At 71.9% G+C, this 13,857-nt stretch carries 10 protein-coding genes; 1 reads left to right on the top strand and 9 read right to left on the bottom strand.

Annotated features, from left to right (window positions below; translation table 11 throughout):
• Positions 1–131: 131 nt before the first annotated feature.
• The 6 genes from P3T35_RS08005 to P3T35_RS07980 all read right to left on the bottom strand — a co-directional run bounded on the left by P3T35_RS08005 (position 132) and on the right by P3T35_RS07980 (position 6,829).
• The gene (locus P3T35_RS08005) at positions 132–851 is read right to left on the bottom strand and encodes an ABC transporter ATP-binding protein (protein WP_101379862.1); all 720 of its coding nucleotides are present in this window, start codon (positions 849–851) and stop codon (positions 132–134) included.
• Entirely contained in the window at positions 848–1,735 is an 888-nt protein-coding gene (locus tag P3T35_RS08000; protein WP_101379861.1) for an ABC transporter ATP-binding protein, read from the bottom strand. Before P3T35_RS08000 ends, P3T35_RS08005 begins: the two co-directional genes overlap by 4 nt.
• Positions 1,736–1,738: 3 nt before the next feature.
• A complete protein-coding gene (locus tag P3T35_RS07995) occupies positions 1,739–3,511 on the bottom strand; it encodes a branched-chain amino acid ABC transporter permease (protein WP_101379860.1) in 1,773 nt (590 codons plus the stop codon).
• Positions 3,512–3,530: 19 nt separating this feature from the next.
• Entirely contained in the window at positions 3,531–4,460 is a 930-nt protein-coding gene (locus P3T35_RS07990; RefSeq protein WP_101384947.1) for a branched-chain amino acid ABC transporter permease, read from the bottom strand.
• 101 nt (positions 4,461–4,561) lie between these two features.
• Positions 4,562–5,788: a branched-chain amino acid ABC transporter substrate-binding protein gene (locus P3T35_RS07985; protein WP_101379859.1), complete on the bottom strand. Its 1,227-nt coding sequence runs from the start codon at positions 5,786–5,788 to the stop codon at positions 4,562–4,564.
• A 549-nt stretch (positions 5,789–6,337) separates the two neighbouring features.
• Positions 6,338–6,829, bottom strand: a complete 492-nt coding sequence (locus P3T35_RS07980; protein WP_101379858.1) for a hotdog fold thioesterase — start codon at positions 6,827–6,829, stop codon at positions 6,338–6,340.
• Positions 6,830–7,107: 278 nt separating this feature from the next.
• On the opposite strand from P3T35_RS07980, the gene polA reads away from it, so the two are divergent.
• Positions 7,108–9,789: a DNA polymerase I gene (gene polA / locus P3T35_RS07975; protein ID WP_101379857.1), complete on the top strand. Its 2,682-nt coding sequence runs from the start codon at positions 7,108–7,110 to the stop codon at positions 9,787–9,789.
• A gap of 62 nt (positions 9,790–9,851) precedes the next feature.
• Here polA and P3T35_RS07970 read toward each other — a convergent pair whose 3' ends face one another.
• The 3 genes from P3T35_RS07970 to P3T35_RS07960 are packed head-to-tail and all read right to left on the bottom strand — an operon-like array spanning position 9,852 to position 13,848.
• Entirely contained in the window at positions 9,852–10,391 is a 540-nt protein-coding gene (locus P3T35_RS07970; RefSeq protein WP_101379856.1) for a Uma2 family endonuclease, read from the bottom strand.
• Between the two features lie 32 nt (positions 10,392–10,423).
• Positions 10,424–12,985 carry an ATP-dependent helicase HrpB gene (hrpB, locus tag P3T35_RS07965; protein ID WP_101379855.1) on the bottom strand — a complete coding sequence of 854 codons (2,562 nt, stop codon included), beginning with the start codon at positions 12,983–12,985 and terminating at the stop codon, positions 10,424–10,426.
• 11 nt (positions 12,986–12,996) lie between these two features.
• Entirely contained in the window at positions 12,997–13,848 is an 852-nt protein-coding gene (locus P3T35_RS07960; protein ID WP_101379854.1) for a class I SAM-dependent methyltransferase, read from the bottom strand.
• Positions 13,849–13,857 lie beyond the last annotated feature (9 nt).

Here is a 13,857-nt window from a genome sequence, read left to right as displayed (position 1 = left end):
GGGGGGGGGGGGGGGGGGGTGGGGGGGGGGGGGGGGCCCCCCCCGCCCCTCACCTGCCCCCCCACTCGCGGGGGGGGGGGGGGGGGGGGGGGGGCGGGGCCGCCCCCCCCCCCCCCCCCCCCCGACGGCTCTCAGTCCTCCCCGAGGTACGACTTGCGCACCGACTCGTCCTGCAGCAGCGCAGCGCCCGTGCCGCTGAGCACGATCCGGCCGGTCTGCATCACATAGCCCTGGTCGGAGAGCGAGAGCGCGGCTTGGGCGTTCTGCTCGACCAGCAGGACGGTGGTGCCGGCGGACTTGAGCTCCACGATGGTCGCCATGATCTTCTGCATCATGAGCGGGGACAGGCCCATGGAGGGCTCGTCGAGCATCAGCAGCTTGGGGCGGGACATCAGCGCCCTGCCCATGGCGAGCATCTGCTGCTCACCGCCGGAGAGGGTGCCGGCGGCCTGCTTGCGGCGTTCGCCGAGGATCGGGAAGAGCGTGTAGGCGCGTTCGATGTCCTCGGTGATGCCGGGCGGGTCCTTGCGCAGGAACGCGCCGAGCAGCAGGTTCTCCTCGATGGTCATGCGCGGGAAGATGTGCCGGCCCTCGGGGGAGTGGGCCAGCCCCAGCGAGACGATCCGGTGGGCGGGGATGCCGCCGAGGGCCTGCCCGTCGAACCGGATGCTGCCGGCGGTGGGGCGGAGCAGGCCGGACAGGGTGCGCAGGGTGGTGGTCTTGCCGGCGCCGTTGGTGCCGATCAGGGTGGTGACCGAGCCCTGGGCGACGGTGAAGCTGATGCCCTTGACGGCTTCGATCTTGCCGTAGGCGACGCGGAGGTCCTCGACCTCGAGGAGTGCGGTGGTCATGCGGAGGGCTCCGTGGATTGTGCGTCCGTGGGCTGTGCGTCCGTGGCTTGTGCGCCTGCGGGTTGCTCGGCGGTCGGCTGCCCGGCAGGTGTCTGCTCGGTGGGCGGCTGCTCGAGGGGCTCGCCGAGGTAGGCGGTGATGACCCGTTCGTCGTTCTGGACGGTCTCCCGGTCGCCCTCGACGATCTTCTGGCCCTGCACCAGCACGGCGGTGCGGTCGCAGAGGTTGAAGATGAAGCGCATGTCGTGCTCGATGACCAGGATCGCGATCCCGCGGTCGCGGATGGCGAAGACCAACTCCTCGGCGGCCCTGGTCTCCTGGGGGTTCATGCCGGCGGTGGGTTCGTCGAGCAGCAGCAGTCCGGGTTCGCTGGCCAGGGCGCGGGCGATCTCCAGTTTCCGCTGCTCGCCGTAGGGCAGGTTGCGGGCCAGGTGGTCGGCCTTGTCGGCGAGGCCGGTGAACTCCAGGAGGGCCATGGCCTTCTCGCGGTTGTCGGCCTCGGAGCGGCGGTAGCCGGGGCCGCGGATCAGGGCCGCGATCAGGCCCTCCCTGGTGCGGGTGTGCCGGCCGACCAGGACGTTCTCCAGCACGGTCATGTTGGCGAACAGCCGGATGTTCTGGAAGGTGCGGGCGATGCCGGCCTGGGTGACCAGGTGCGGCTTGGGCGGCAGTACCCGGTCGCGGTAGCTGACGGTGCCCTCGGTGGGGACGTAGAGCCCGGTGAGGCAGTTGAAGAAGGTGGTCTTGCCGGCGCCGTTGGGGCCGATCAGCCCGATGATCTCGCCTTCGCGGACGGTCAGGTCGACGTTGTTGACGGCGGTGAGGCCGCCGAAGCGCATGGTGACGCCGCGGGCGTCGAGGAGCGGGGTGCTGCCGGTGCTCATGGGTCACGCCCCTGCCTTGCTGAGGCCGACGGTGTCGGTGGCGGTGCCCTGGGCGGGCAGGTCGGTGTCGTGGAACTCGGCCTGGCGGCGGCGGTTGGCGATGATGCCCTCGGGGCGGAAGCGCATCAGCAGGACCAGGGCCACGCCGAAGGCGAGCAGTTGGTAGTTCTGCAGGAAGACGAGCTTGTCCGGGATCAGGTAGAGCAGGGCGGCGCCGAGCAGCGGGCCGGTGACGGTGCCCATGCCGCCGAGGACCACGGCGGCCAGCAGGAAGGCGGAGTTGGGCGGGGCGGAGCCGGCGAAGACGTAGGGGTCGGGGACCACGTTGTAGGTGACGTGGGCGCTGACGGTGCCGGCGAGTCCGGCCAGGGTGGCGCCGAGCGCGAAGGCGATCAGCTTGGTGCGGAACCCGTTGATGCCCATGGCCTCGGCGGCGGTCTCGTCCTCGCGGATGGCGATCCAGGCGCGCCCGATCCGGGAGTTGCCGGCCCGGCTGAAGACGGCCACCACGATCAGGGTGACGATCAGCATCAGGTAGAAGTAGTTGGCGAAGCGTCCGATGGTGATCGAGCCGAGCTGGTGGACGTTGCCGAGGTTGATGCCGAAGAGGTTGATGTCGGGGATCTGCGGGATGCCGTTGGGGCCGTTGGTCAGCTTGGGTCCTGACGATCCGTCAAGGTTCTGCACGGTGATGTGGAAGATCTCACCGAAGCCGATGGTGACGATGGCCAGGTAGTCGCCGCGCAGTCGCAGGGTGGGCGCGCCGATCAGCACGCCGAACACCAGCGAGACCGCTCCGCCGAGCAATGCGGCTGCCCAGAACGGGAATTGGGTGTGGATGGTGGAGAACTGCGACCCGGAGACCAGGGCGGCGGTGTAGGCGCCGACGCCGAGGAAGGCCACGTAGCCGAGGTCGAGCAGGCCGGTGAGGCCGACCACGATGTTCAGGCCGAGCGCCACGGTGGCGAAGATCAGGATGTTGACGCCGACGTTGGCGTTGTGGTCGTTGCTCTGGGTGAGCGGGAACAGCGCGGCTGCGACGAAGGCGGCTGCCGAGGCGAACGGGCGGTGCCGGCCGAGGAGTTGAGAGAGCCGCTGGGTGGCACCGGAACGGGCGTAGCTGCCTGCCGCGCAGCCGGCGGCGATCAGGAAGCCGATGAACAGCTCGCCGTAGTCGGTGTCGATCGCGTAGGTGAAGACGCCCAGGCCGATGGCGGCGGTGACGACGATCGCGGCGCGTTCCACCCAGGGGTTGGTGTCGGCCACGGGCGGTGCGGGCCGGCTGTCGGTGGGCAGCGCGAGCGCCCCGAACAGGGCCGGGAGCACGGCGAGTCCGGCGATCACCCCGCCGGCGGTGAGGTTGACCAGGCCGCCCAGTTCGTAGCAGATGGCGATCAGGGTGAACCAGGTGGTGGCGAAGGCGGTGAGGGCCAGGCCGCGCAGCGGGCCGGTGTGGCCGGTGGGCGCGAGCACCTTGAGGCCGGGCACGCCGTAGGCGGCGAGGGCCTGGAGGAGCAGCAGGAGCCCGGTGGCGACGGTGAGCCACTGCAGGCCGCCGGGGTAGCCGGTGACGGTGAGGTTGCCGGGGAAGCGGTCGGTCCAGGTCCAGTCGAGGAAGGCCGAGGCGGCGGTGAGGACGGCTCCGCCGGCCACCAAGGCGCGGGCCACCGGTGCGGGGACGGTGCCTTCGAGGCGAGCCAGCAGGCCGGCGATGGCACTGACGGTGCTGCGCGGGAGGTCGGACAGGCGGTTGCCGGATGCGGTGTTGGTGGTCATCTCTGGTTCTCCTTCGGCCTCAGGCCCGGTCCGCTACGCGTTCGCCGAGTAGCCCTTGCGGCCGCAGCAGCAGGACCAGGATGAGCAGCACGAAGGCCCAGACCGAGGCCCAACTGCCGCCGCCCAGCTGGTGCATGCCGGGGATGTCGGAGATGTAGGCGGTGGCCATGGCCTCGGCCAGGCCGAGCACCAGGCCGCCGAGCATCGCGCCGTAGATGTTGCCGATGCCGCCGAGCACCGCCGCGGTGAAGGCCTTGAGGCCGGCCTGGAAGCCCATGCTGTAGTCGACTTCGCCGTAGCGCAGGCCGTAGCAGACGGCGGCGACGGCGGCGAACAGGGCGCCGATGGCGAACGCGGCGGCGATGATCCGGTTGGTGTCGATGCCCATCAGCTGGGCGGTGTCCGGGTCCTGGGCGGTGGCCTGCATGGCGCGCCCGGTGCGGGACTTCTGCACGAAGACGGCGAGGATGATCATGCAGATGGGGGCGGCGATGATGGTGAACAGGTCACCGGACTGGATGTGGATGCTGCCCAGGTTCCATGGCCCGGCCTGCAGTTGCGGGAAGACCCGGGGGCTGGTGGCCTTGGGGTAGAGGTTGTGCACGGCCTGCTGCAGGCCGAGGGACAGGCCGATGGCGGCGATCAGCGGGGCCAGCCGGGGCGCGGTGCGCAGCGGGCGGTAGGCGAACCGCTCGGCGCCGAGGGCGATCAGTACCGAGGTGATGGCGCCGCCGATCAGCATCAGCGGCAGGGCGAGCCAGAGGCTGGTGCCGTGGGGCAGTGCGAGATAGACGGTGAGGGCGCCGAAGCCACCGGTCATGAAGATCTCGCCGTGGGCGAAGTTGATGAGCTGCACGATGCCGTACACCATCGTGTAGCCGATGGCGATGAGCCCGTAAGTCGCGCCAAGGAAAAGGCCGTTGGCGAGTTGTTGCGGCAGGGTGTGCACCGCGGCCTCCATGTCGCTGTGGTGGCGTCTCGGGTGGATGAAGGGACGAGGGGCCGCCCGCGCGGGATGGGCGTGGGCGGCCCCGGTGCCGGAGGTCTGGGTCAGCCGCTGTAGGTGCCGGTCTTGACCGCCGCCCACTGGCCGCTCTTGACCTGGTAGACGGTCAGCTGCTTGTTGGTGGTGTCGCCGTACTGGTCGAAGGAGACGTGGCCGGCGATGCCGTCGAAGTCGGCCTTCTGCACGCCGTCGACGACCTGGGTGCGGGCCGGGAGCGACTTGCCGCCGCCGGCCATCGCGGTGCCGACCGCCTTGATGATGGCGGTGGCCGCGTCGTAGGAGTAGCCGCCGTAGGTGTCGTAGTCGCCGGGGTAGCCGGCGGCCTTGTACTTGGCGATGAAGTCCTTGGCGCTGTCCAGGGTGTTCACCGGCACACCGACCGAGGTGACCAGGTCGCCTTCGGCGGCGGTGCCGGCGGTGGTGATGTACGTCTGGGAGTACATGCCGTCGCCGCCCATCAGCGGGATGTTGTCGCCGGCCGCCTTGAGCTGCTTGGTGATCAGCTCGGACTCGTCGTACTGGCCGCCGTAGTAGAGCAGGTCGGCGCCGGACGACTTGATCTTGGTGACCAGGGCGGAGAAGTCCTTGTCGCCGGTGTTGACGTGGTCGGTGCCGACCACCTGGCCGCCGTCCTTGGTGAAGGAGTTCTGGAAGATGCCGGCCAGGCCGGCGCCGTAGGTCTGCTTGTCGTCCACCACGAAGGCCTTCTTCTTGCCCGCGGGGCCGCTGGCGTACTGCGCGGCGAAGGCGCCCTGCAGCGCGTCGGTGGTGGCGGTGCGGAAGTAGGTCGGGAACTGGCGCTTCTTGTCGTTCTTGGCCCAGTTGGGGCCCTGGGTGAGCGCCGGGTTGGTGTTGGAGGGCGAGATCTCCACCAGGTTGGCGGTCGCGAAGACCTGCTGCATCGACTGCGCCACACCGGAGTTGAGCGGGCCGACGACGCCGAGCACGCTGCTGTCGCCGACCAGCGCGGTGGCGTTCTGCTGGCCGATGGTCGGCTGCGCCTGGTCGTCCAGTGCCTTGACCTTGAAGGTCACACCGGGGACGGTCTTGTTCTTGTTGGCGTCGTCGACGGCGATCTGCACGCCGTACTGGATACCGAGGCCGGTGGCGGAGTTCTGACCGGACAGCGGGGCGTCCACCCCGATGGTGACGGTGAGGCCGTTGCCCGACGTGTCACCACCGCTCTTGCTGCCGCCGCGCGAGCCGCAGGCGGTGACGGTGAGGGCGCCGGTCAGGGCGATGCTGAGGACGAGCAGTGAACGATGGCGCACGAGTGGTCCCCTTCAAAGGCTGGCGGTGACTGGCCGTGACTCTAGAGCTCCCCGGCCGACGGGGGCAGGCCTGTGCGACTGCTGTGATTCTTCTGTTATGAGAGCCACATGCCCGACGTCTCGAATCGTGATCAATCGGCTGTGGCTCAGGTCGGGCCGAACCATGCGGACCGTTACAAGATCACTCAAGTCGCCGAAAATAAGTGGCAGTAGACGATCCGTCCGATGGCCGGACGATCATGTCCGTCGTAAGTCGACCGGGCACCGTTGTCCGCAATGCGGACATGACGCCGTGTCGAGGGAGTCGTCGAGGGAGGGGTGGGGTGCTCGACGGTCGGAGGCGCATTGCCCGAATATTACGCAGCGTTACGATTCGGGGTGCGGCTTCCGGTCGGCGCGCATCGGCCGTGGTGCCGTCGCCGGTTCGTGGGAACCCGTCCAGTAGTCCCCGGACATGCGAAACGCCCCCTCGTCGGCCAGACCTGCCCAGTGCGGGCGGCGGCCAAACGAAGGGGCGCGGGAAGGTTCGTGTGACGTGCGGTGGTGCTGTTACAGGTCGCGCAGCGCGCAGGTGAGGCGGCAGCTGGTGATCCGGCGACCGGTGTCGTCGGTGATCGCGATCTCGTAGGTCGCGGCGGTGCGGCCCTTGAAGACCGCGGTCGCCACACCGGTCACCAGGCCGGAGGTGGCCGAGCGGTGGTGGGTGACATTGAGGTCCACGCCCACCGCGTAGCGGCCGGGGCCGGCGTGCACCATCGCCCCTATCGACCCGAGGGTCTCCGCCAGCGCCGCCGAGGCGCCGCCGTGCAGCAGGCCGTACGGCTGCTGGTTGCCCTCCACCGGCATGGTGCCGACCACCCGGTCCGCCGAGGCCTCCACGATCCGGATGTCCATCTTGTCGCCCAGGGTGCCGCCGGTGAACGTGCTGGGCTCGACGCCGAGCTTGGCGAAGTGGTCGAGCACGTCCTGCGGCACGTCCAGCTTCAGGGGGGCGCGGCTGTCGTGCGCGGCGGAGCTCGCGGCGTCGGGCAGCTCGGTCATGGGGGTCACTCCGGGGGTCGAGGGTCCGGCCGCGGGGCACGGCCATTCGTGATCGTAGCTTTCGTGATCGACAGCATTCCATGGTCATCGGGGGCGGGACGGCCCGACTGACACCGCCGACCGGCCGGCCCGGCGGGCCGTGGCTGGTCGGCGATGTCAGTCGGGCCGCCTAGGATCGATGGCGGCAGTTGGAGTCGGCAGGAACGGACGTTGACGTGGCTACGCAGAGTGCGGTGCAGGGCGCGGGCGGTGCTGGAAAGGCGGCCCGGCCCCGGCTGATGCTGCTCGACGGGCATTCGCTCGCCTACCGGGCGTTCTACGCGCTGCCGGTGGAGAACTTCAACACCTCGACCGGCCAGCCGACCAATGCCGTCTACGGCTTCGCCTCCATGGTGGCCAACACGGTGCGGGACGAGGCGCCCAGCCACCTCGCGGTCGCCTTCGACGTCTCCCGCAAGACCTTCCGCTCCGAGCAGTTCCCCGACTACAAGGCCAACCGGGCCACCACGCCCGACGAGTTCCGCAGCCAGGTCGGCCTGATCGGCGAGCTGCTGGACGCGATGAAGGTGCAGCGGCTGGCCATCGAGGGCTTCGAGGCCGACGACGTCATCGCCACCCTGGCCACCGCCGCCGAGGCGGCCGGCTTCGAGGTGCTGATCGTCACCGGCGACCGGGATGCGCTGCAGCTGGTCACCGACCACATCACGGTGCTCTATCCCACCAAGGGCGTCTCCGAGCTCACCCGCTACACCCCCGAGAAGGTCGGCGAGAAGTACGGGGTGACGCCCCGTCAGTATCCCGACCTGGCCGCGCTGCGCGGCGACCCGTCGGACAACCTGCCCGGCATCCCCGGCGTCGGCGAGAAGACCGCCGCCAAGTGGGTCAACCAGTTCGGCTCCTTCGACGAACTGGTCGCCCGGGCCGACGAGGTGAAGGGCAAGATCGGCGAGAAGCTGCGCGACAACCTGGAGTCCGTCAAGCGCAACCGGGTGCTCACCGAGCTGATCCGGGACGTCGAACTGCCGCTCGGCGTCGACGACTTGTCCCGCGAGCCGTTCGACCGGGAGGCCGTCGGCCGGCTGATGGAGGCACTGGAGTTCCGCAACCCCAACTTCCGCGAGCGCCTCTTCAACCTCGACCCGGGTGCCGCCGAGCCGGCCGCCGCGGCCGCCGCCCCCGGCGTCGAGGTCGAGGGCGAGCTGCTCACCGAGCCGGGCGCGCTCGCCGCCTGGCTCACCGAGCGTGTCGTGGTGGGCGAGCGGGTGGCCCTGGCGTCCGTCTACGACTGGGCGCTGGGCAGCGGCGAGGTGCGCGAGGTGGCGCTGGCCACCGCCGAGGCCGCCACCTGGTTCGACCCGGCCCAGCTCGCGGAGCAGGACGAGCAGGCCTTCGCCGCCTTCCTCGCCGACCCCAAGCAGCCCAAGGCCCTGCACATCGCCAAGCAGGTGATGCGCGCCTTCGCCGAGCGCGGCTGGACGGTCAGCGGGGTCGCCGCCGACACCGCGCTCGCCGCCTACCTGGAGAAGCCCGGCCGGCGCACCTTCACCCTGGAGGTGCTCGCCGAGGAGTACCTGGGCCGCTCGCTCGCCCCGGCCGCCGCCGCCGAGACCGGCCAACTCGCCTTCGACGCACCGGAGGAGGACGCAACCGCCGGCGCCCAGGCGCTGATGGTGCAGGCCCGCACCGTGCTCGACCTCGCCGAGCTGTTCGACAGCCGCCTCGCCGACGTCGGCGCCGTCGAGCTGATGCACGAGATGGAGCTCCCGATCGCGGCCCTGCTGGCCCGGATGGAGCGCACCGGCATCGCCGCCGACCGGGAGTGGCTGAACTCGCTGGAGCAGCAGTTCGCCACCGAGATCCAGCGCGTCGTCGAGGAGGCGCACGCCGCCGCCGGCCACCCGTTCAACCTGGGCTCGCCCAAGCAGCTGCAGGAGATCCTGTTCGGCGAGCTCAACCTGCCCAAGACCAAGAAGATCAAGACCGGCTACACCACCGACGCCGACGCCCTCACCTGGCTGGCCACCCAGACCGACAACGAACTGCCGGTCATCCTGCTGCGCCACCGCGACCAGGCCAAGCTGCGCACCACGGTCGAGGGCCTGCTCAAGACCGTCTCCCCGCAGGGCCGGATCCACACCACCTTCAACCAGATGGTCGCCGCCACCGGCCGGCTCTCCTCGCAGGACCCGAACCTGCAGAACATCCCGGTGCGCACCGAGGAGGGCCGGCTGATCCGCCGCGCCTTCGTGGTCGGCGAGGGCTACGAGTCGCTGCTGACCGCCGACTACTCGCAGATCGAGCTGCGGATCATGGCCCACCTCTCCGAGGACGAGGCGCTGATCGAGGCCTTCGCCAGTGGCGAGGACCTGCACACCACGGTCGCCTCCTCGGTCTTCCAGGTCGCCCCGACCGAGGTCGACGCCGAGATGCGCCGCAAGATCAAGGCGATGTCCTACGGCCTGGCCTACGGGCTCTCCGCCTACGGCCTCTCCCAGCAGCTCGGCATCAAGCCGAACGAGGCGCAGGGCCTGATGGACACCTACTTCGAGCGGTTCGGCGGCGTGCGCGACTACCTGCACCGCGTCGTCGAGGAGGCCCGCGCCACCGGCTACACCGAGACCCTGCTCGGCCGCCGCCGCTACCTGCCCGACCTGACCAGCGACAACCGCCAGCGCCGCGAGATGGCCGAGCGGATGGCCCTCAACGCCCCGGTCCAGGGCTCGGCCGCGGACATCGTCAAGATCGCCATGCTGCACGTCGACGAGGCCCTGACCAAGGCCGAGTTGAAGTCCCGGATGCTCCTCCAGGTGCACGACGAAATCGTCCTGGAGCTGGCCCCCGGCGAGCGCGACCAGGTCGAGTCCGTCGTCCGCGAGCAGATGGCCGGCGCCTACGACCTGCGTGCGCCGCTGGACGTCTCGGTCGGCGTGGGCGCCAACTGGGAGGCGGCGGCGCACTGACGGCGCTGTGACGACGGGCCGGGCTTCCTGGGGAGTCCGGCCCGTTTCGCGTGTCAGTAGCGTCAGTAGGGGAGCAGGGCGCTGGTGTCGAGGGTGAAGGAGAACGGCGCCGGGACGTGGATGGACTGCCCGAAGTCGGCGTCCTCCCGCAGACGGTAGCGGCCGTCCTCGGGCTCGCTGAACAGGGTCACGGTCTTCTGGCTGGGGTCGACGATCAGGTAGAGCGGGATGCCCATCAGCGGGTAGTCGCGGACCTTGCCGTGCCAGTCGTTGTCGGGGTTGGAGGGGGAGACGATCTCGACGGCGATCAGAGCGAGATCGGCGGAGACTCCGCCCTTGGGCGATGTCATGACCTCGTCCGGGAGGTAGGTCAGGTCGGGGTTGCGAACCTTTTCAACGGCTGGCGAGACCAGGTCGGTGTTTTCTGACGGCAGCCAGTCGCTTGAGTGTGCGTCGAACTGGCGACGAACCAGGAGGAGATTGCGTTGGTGGATCGTCGAGGGACTCGCCTGCATGATGATCACATCGCCGGATAGCTCGGCTTTGAAGTCAGGGAGTAGGCGGCGGGCTTCTTCGAGCAGTTCGAAATGCCGGGGGGTCATCGTCGGTCCTCCAATGTTGGCCCGCTCACAGTTTATTCGCGCCGCGGGTTCGCCCGCCGGGTCGGCTCCGCCGTCGTCGGGTCCTCGGGCCAGGGGTGGCGGGGGTAGCGGCCGCGGAGGTCGGCGCGGACGGCTCGGTAGCCGGTGTGCCAGAAGGAGGCGAGGTCGCCGGTGACGGCGGCGGGGCGGCCGGCGGGGGAGAGCAGGTGGACGGTCAGCGGGGCGCGGCCGCCGGCCAGGGCCGGGGCGGCCTGCCAGCCGAAGAGCTCCTGGAGTTTGACCGCGAGAACCGGATGGTCGCCCGAGTAGTCGACCCGGATCCGTGAGCCGCTGGGCACGGTGATCCGCTCCGGGGCCAGCTCGTCCAGCCGGCCGGCCTCGCCGGTGGCCCAGGGGAGCAGGCGGTTCAGGGCGGTGGCGGTGTCGATCCGCTCCAGGCCGGCGCGGCCGCGGGCCCGGGAGAGCTCCGGCTCCAGCCACTGGTCGGCCGCGGCCAGCAGCGCGGCGTCGTCCACCGCGGGCCAAGGGGCGCCGAGTTCGCGGTGCAGGAAGGCCAGCCGCAGGCGCAGCGAGCGGCCGGCCTCGGTCCAGCGCAGCAGCTCGCTGACGCCCTCCCGGGTCAGGCCCTCCAGCAGCGCGGTCCGCACCAGCGCCGGGTCGGGCTTCGACAGCGCGGCCGCATCCAGCTCCAGCGCGCCGAGCGCCGTCACCCGGCGGGCCGTCAGATCGCCGCGCCGACTGCCCGGCGGGGTGGCCCAGTGCACCTCCTCGCGGTCCGTCAGCAGGTGGGCGGCGGCGGTGCGGGCGGTCGGCTCGTCGATCACCGCCGCACGCTGGATCCGGGCACTCGGCGCACCCGCCGGACGGTCCGCCACCGCCACCGCCAGCCACGGCGCACCGCCCAGCGCCGACCCCGGCGCGGTCTCGCCCGCCGTGCCCGAGGCCATCAAGTACCCGGCGCGGCCGCCGGGTTCGGGACGCGGCGAGCGGGCCCGGGCCACCCGCTCGGGATAGGCGAGCGCCACCACCAGGCCGGCCGCCGAGGCATCGTCAGCCGTGCCGCCGCCGGGAACGCCGTCCAGCTGGCTGCGCAGCCGACGGGTCTCGTCACGCCAGCGGGCCCGGTAGCCCGCCGGCAGCTCACCGCCGTCGGCCCGCACCGAGCGCCAGATGCCCGCCAGGTCGTCGCCGAGCGTGCGGGGAGGCTCCTCGGAGAGCAGCGCCACCAGCTCCGCCGCGCGCCGTCCGCCCACCAGCGGTGCGCCGTCGTGCAACGCCCGCGCCAGGCGCGGGTGCAGGCCGGTGCGGGCCAGCAGGCGCCCGCGCTCGGTGGCGCGTCCGGTCGCGTCCACCGCGCCGAGCGCCGTCAGGGTCTGCCGGGCCGCCGTCATGGCGCCCGCCGGCGGCGGGTCGAGCAGTGCAAGGTCGCCGGCGTCCGGGGAGCCCCAGCAGGCGGCCTGGAGGGCGAACGGGGTCAGGTCGGCGAGCGCGATCTCCGGGGTGGGGAACCGCGCGGCGAGTGCGTCGGCCGCCTCCGGCCAGCAGCGGTACACCACGCCGGGGCCCTCGCGCCCCGCGCGGCCGGCTCGCTGCCGTCCGGCCGCCAGCGAGGCGCGCACCGTCACCAGGGCGCTCAGCCCGCGTGCGTGGTCGGTGCGCGGCTCCCGGGCCAGCCCGGCGTCGACCACGATCCGCACCCCGGGCACGGTCAGCGAGGACTCCGCCACCGAGGTGGAGAGGATCACCCGGCGCCGTTCGCCGCCGGTCAGCGCCGCGTCCTGCACGGCCGCCGGCGCCTGCCCGTGCAGCTGCAGCACCTCGGCCGGCACCGTGCCGTCCAGCAGCCCGGCCACCCGGGCGATCTCGCCGACCCCCGGCAGGAAGCAGAGCAGATCGCCGTCCCGCTCACCGAGCGCCCGCCGCACGGTGGCCGCGACGTGCTCCAGCAGCGCGGGGTCGGTGCGGGTGCCCTGCGGCGGCCGCACCGGGCGCGGCGGCGGCGCCCACACCACCTCGACCGGGTGCGTCACCGCCTCGGCGGTCACCACCGGTGCGCCGCCCAGCAGTTCGGCCCAGGCCGCGGTGTCCGAGGTGGCCGAGGCGACCAGCAGCCGCAGCTCGGGACGGAGCGCCGCGCGGACGTCCAGCAGGAAGGCGAGCGCGGTGTCCGCGTCCAGGTGCCGCTCATGGCACTCGTCCAGCAGCACCACGTCCACCCCGGGCAGCTCCGGATCCCGCTGCAGCCGCTGCAGCAGCACCCCGGTGGTCACCACCTCGACCACCGTGCGCGGCCCCACCACCCGGTCGCCGCGCACCGTGTACCCGACGCGGTCGCCCGCCTTCTCGCCGAGCAGCCAGGCCATCCGCCGGGCCGCTGCCCGCACCGCCAGCCGGCGCGGCTCGGCGACCAGTACGCGGCGTGCGGCCGTGCCGTCGTCCAGCAGCCCGGCCAGCGCCAGCGGCACCAGGGTGGTCTTGCCGGTCCCGGGCGGGGCGGCGAGCACGGCCGCACCCTGCTCGTCGAGGGCGGCGGCCAGTGCGGGCAGCGCGGTGCGGACGGGCAGGTCGAGGTTCTTCCGGGCGACGGGACTCACCCGACCAGTATTCAGCCCCGCTGCGTGACGAAGATCGCGGTGCCCGGGATGTGCCGCCCCCGCAGCGGGCTCCAGCCGCCCCAGGTGCTGGTCAGCTGGGCCGGCCACTCCGGCTCCACCAGGTCGAGCAGCGTGAAGCCGGCGCCGGCCAGCTCGCGCACCCGGTCGCCCAGGGTGCGGTGGTGCTCGACGTAGCTGGCCCGCCCGGTCACGTCCTGTTCGACGTAGGGCGTGCGGTCGAAGTAGGAGGCGCTCGCGGTCAGCCCTTCGATGCCGGGCTCGTCGCTGAAGGCCCAGCGGATCGGGTGGGTCACCGAGAACACCCACCGCCCGCCCGGCCGCAGCACCCGGTGCACCTCGCGCATCAGCTTGGCGGTGTCGGCGCTGAACGGCACGGCGCCGTAGGCGGAGCAGGCCAGGTCGAAGGAGGCGTCGGCGAACGGCAGCACCGCCGCGTCTGCCTGCACCACCGGTATCCGGGCGGTGCCGCGCTGCTCGTCGATCCGCCGGGAGTGCTGCAGCTGGCGGTGCGAGATGTCCAGCGCCACCGGCCTGGCGCCCCGCCCGGCCAGCCAGCGCGAGCACTGCGCGGCACCCGCGCCGATCTCCAGCACGGCCAGCCCGCGCAGTGCGGCGGTCGGGCCGAGCAGCTGGGCGTCGGCCTCGTCCAGCCCCTCCGGGCACCAGGTGAAGCGGTCGTCGCCGAGGAAGGCGCCGTGCTCGTCCTGGTACTCGTCGGCGTTGCGGTCCCACCACTGGCGGCTGGCCCGGCTGCTCTCGCCGGCCGCGGCGGGGCGGCGCACGGCGAGGTCGTCGTCGAGGTCGTCGTCGAGCTCGCCGTCGGGGGTGGTGTGAAGGGTCATGGTGGGCCT

It is taken from the genome of Kitasatospora sp. GP30 (genome assembly GCF_029892145.1).
Taxonomy (GTDB): Bacteria; Actinomycetota; Actinomycetes; order Streptomycetales; family Streptomycetaceae; genus Kitasatospora; species Kitasatospora acidiphila.
The sequence above is the reverse complement of the archived record's forward strand: the minus strand, read 5'-3'. Positions and strand labels throughout refer to the sequence as shown.

What these genes read in the sequence shown, in the direction of transcription:
- P3T35_RS07960 (WP_101379854.1), bottom strand. Translation starts at nt 13,848, where the DNA reads ATGACCCTTCACACCACCCCCGACGGCGAGCTCGACGACGACCTCGAC.
- polA (WP_101379857.1), top strand. Translation starts at nt 7,108, where the DNA reads ATGCTGCTCGACGGGCATTCGCTCGCCTACCGGGCGTTCTACGCGCTG.
- P3T35_RS07980 (WP_101379858.1), bottom strand. Translation starts at nt 6,829, where the DNA reads ATGACCGAGCTGCCCGACGCCGCGAGCTCCGCCGCGCACGACAGCCGC.
- P3T35_RS08000 (WP_101379861.1), bottom strand. Translation starts at nt 1,735, where the DNA reads ATGAGCACCGGCAGCACCCCGCTCCTCGACGCCCGCGGCGTCACCATG.
- P3T35_RS07970 (WP_101379856.1), bottom strand. Translation starts at nt 10,391, where the DNA reads ATGACCCCCCGGCATTTCGAACTGCTCGAAGAAGCCCGCCGCCTACTC.
- P3T35_RS08005 (WP_101379862.1), bottom strand. Translation starts at nt 851, where the DNA reads ATGACCACCGCACTCCTCGAGGTCGAGGACCTCCGCGTCGCCTACGGC.
- P3T35_RS07995 (WP_101379860.1), bottom strand. Translation starts at nt 3,511, where the DNA reads ATGACCACCAACACCGCATCCGGCAACCGCCTGTCCGACCTCCCGCGC.